Here is a 1,773-nt window from a genome sequence, read left to right on the forward strand (position 1 = left end):
GGCCATGCCACCACCTTAGGCGGAAGGCGGGTCGATACCGGCTGCGCCCCGCCTTCCGCCTAAGGTGGTGGCATGGCCTCATCTGCTTCCCCGCTGCCCGTCGGAGAAGACGTCCCCGTCTCTGCGCTCAGTCGCGCACAGCTCATCGACGTCCTCACCGACACCGTGGGGGACTTGGAGAACCTCGACCTCAGCCTGAGCGCGGACGGCGTGGAGGACGCCCGCCGCCTGCGCTCCAGCCTTATCGCGCAGATCCGCGACCACGTCCTGCCGCGGCTCGTCGACGCCGACATCCCCGCGATCGTCGTCGTCGGCGGCTCCACCGGGGCCGGGAAGTCCACGCTGGTCAACTCCATCCTGGGCGAGGAAGTCTCCGACGCGGGCGTGCTGCGCCCCACCACCCGCACCCCCGTCCTCGTGGTCAACCCCGAGGACGCCGACGCCTTCACCGACCACCCCGTCGCCGGGATCTGCGTGACGGTGACCTCCGCCGCTGTCCCGGCCGGTCTGGCGCTCGTCGACGCCTCCGACCTGGACTCCGTCCAGGAGACCAACCGGGCGCTCGCCTCCCGACTGCTCGAGGCCGCCGACCTGTGGCTGTTCATCACCACCGCCGCCCGCTACGGCGACCACACCCCCTGGGCTTCCCTGGAGGAGGCCGCCGGGCGGGAGACCCCGATCGGCGTCGTCCTCAACCGGGTGCCCGCCAAGGTCCTGGCCGAGGTGCGCCGCGACCTCATGGAGCGGCTGGACACGCTTGGCCTGGCCGAATCGCCCTTCTTCGTCATCCCCGACGTCGGCCCCCACGAGGGCCTGCTGCCCCAGGCCTCCGTCGCGGAACTGCGCGACTGGCTGCGGGCGCTGGCCGGCCGCCATCGCGCCGCGGGGCTCGTGCGTCGCACCGGCCGCGGACTATGGACCGGCCTGCGCGCGGACCTCATCACCCTCGCCGACGACATTGACGCCCAGGACGACGCCGCCACCCGCCTGGAGACGGCCTCGCTCAAACTCCTCGACGCCCCCAGCGCCGACCTGCGCACCGACGTCGAGCGGGGCACCTGCGGGCAGGGCGCCCCCACCACCCGCTGGGTCACGCTCGCCTCCTCCGGCGGGCCGCTCGCCCCCCTCGCCCAAGGCGGCAAGCTCCGGTCCGGCTGGTTCGGGCGCACCGCCAAGGCCCGCGCGGCCGCCCTGGCCACCCTCGCCGGGGACGCCCGTGAATCCATCGCCTCACGCCTGGAGGCCGCGCTCGTTTCCGTGCATGACGACGCCGCCCGCACCTGGGAGGCCGCCGGCGCCGGCGCACGCAGCGGCGAACTGCTGCCCGACAGCGCGGATGCGACCGCCGTCGTCGACGCCTGGGCAGCCGACCAACGCGCCCGCATCACCTCACCGCCCAAGGGCCTGACCCAGCAGGGCGCCTGCGACCTGGTGGTCTCCGCCGCCGCCGGGATCGAGGGCGCCCGCGCCGCCGCCGCACGCTTGGGGCTGGGGCAGGCGGCGACCGACGCCAAAGCCGCCCTGGCGCAGACACTCACCGACGTGCTGGCCGCCGCGGTTCCGGCCGGTGCCGCCCGCCGACTGGCCCCCGCACCCTCGCTCGCCGCCGCGCTGCGACTGCGCGCCGGCGAACTCGCACCGTTCACCCGCCCCGGAGCCACCGCATGACCTCAAACCCGACCGCTACCCCCACCGGGGGAACCGTGCTCGACGCCGCCCACCTCGAGGCGCGGCTCGCCCGCCTGCGCGCCGCCCTGGACGAGTGCCCCACGG

General features: G+C 75.1%; 1 protein-coding gene. It reads left to right on the forward strand.

Going from position 1 to position 1,773, the window contains the following annotated elements:
* Positions 1-72 precede the first annotated feature (72 nt).
* On the forward strand, positions 73-1,668 hold the full coding sequence (locus RWX45_RS05945) for a GTPase (RefSeq protein ID WP_316022844.1): 1,596 nt from the start codon (positions 73-75) through the stop codon (positions 1,666-1,668).
* The last annotated feature ends 105 nt before the right edge of the window (positions 1,669-1,773 follow it).

Source organism: Actinomyces sp. MRS3W (assembly GCF_032465695.1).
In the GTDB taxonomy this organism is placed as follows: Bacteria; Actinomycetota; Actinomycetes; order Actinomycetales; family Actinomycetaceae; genus Actinomyces.

What these genes read in the sequence shown, in the direction of transcription:
- RWX45_RS05945 (WP_316022844.1), top strand. Translation starts at nt 73, where the DNA reads ATGGCCTCATCTGCTTCCCCGCTGCCCGTCGGAGAAGACGTCCCCGTC.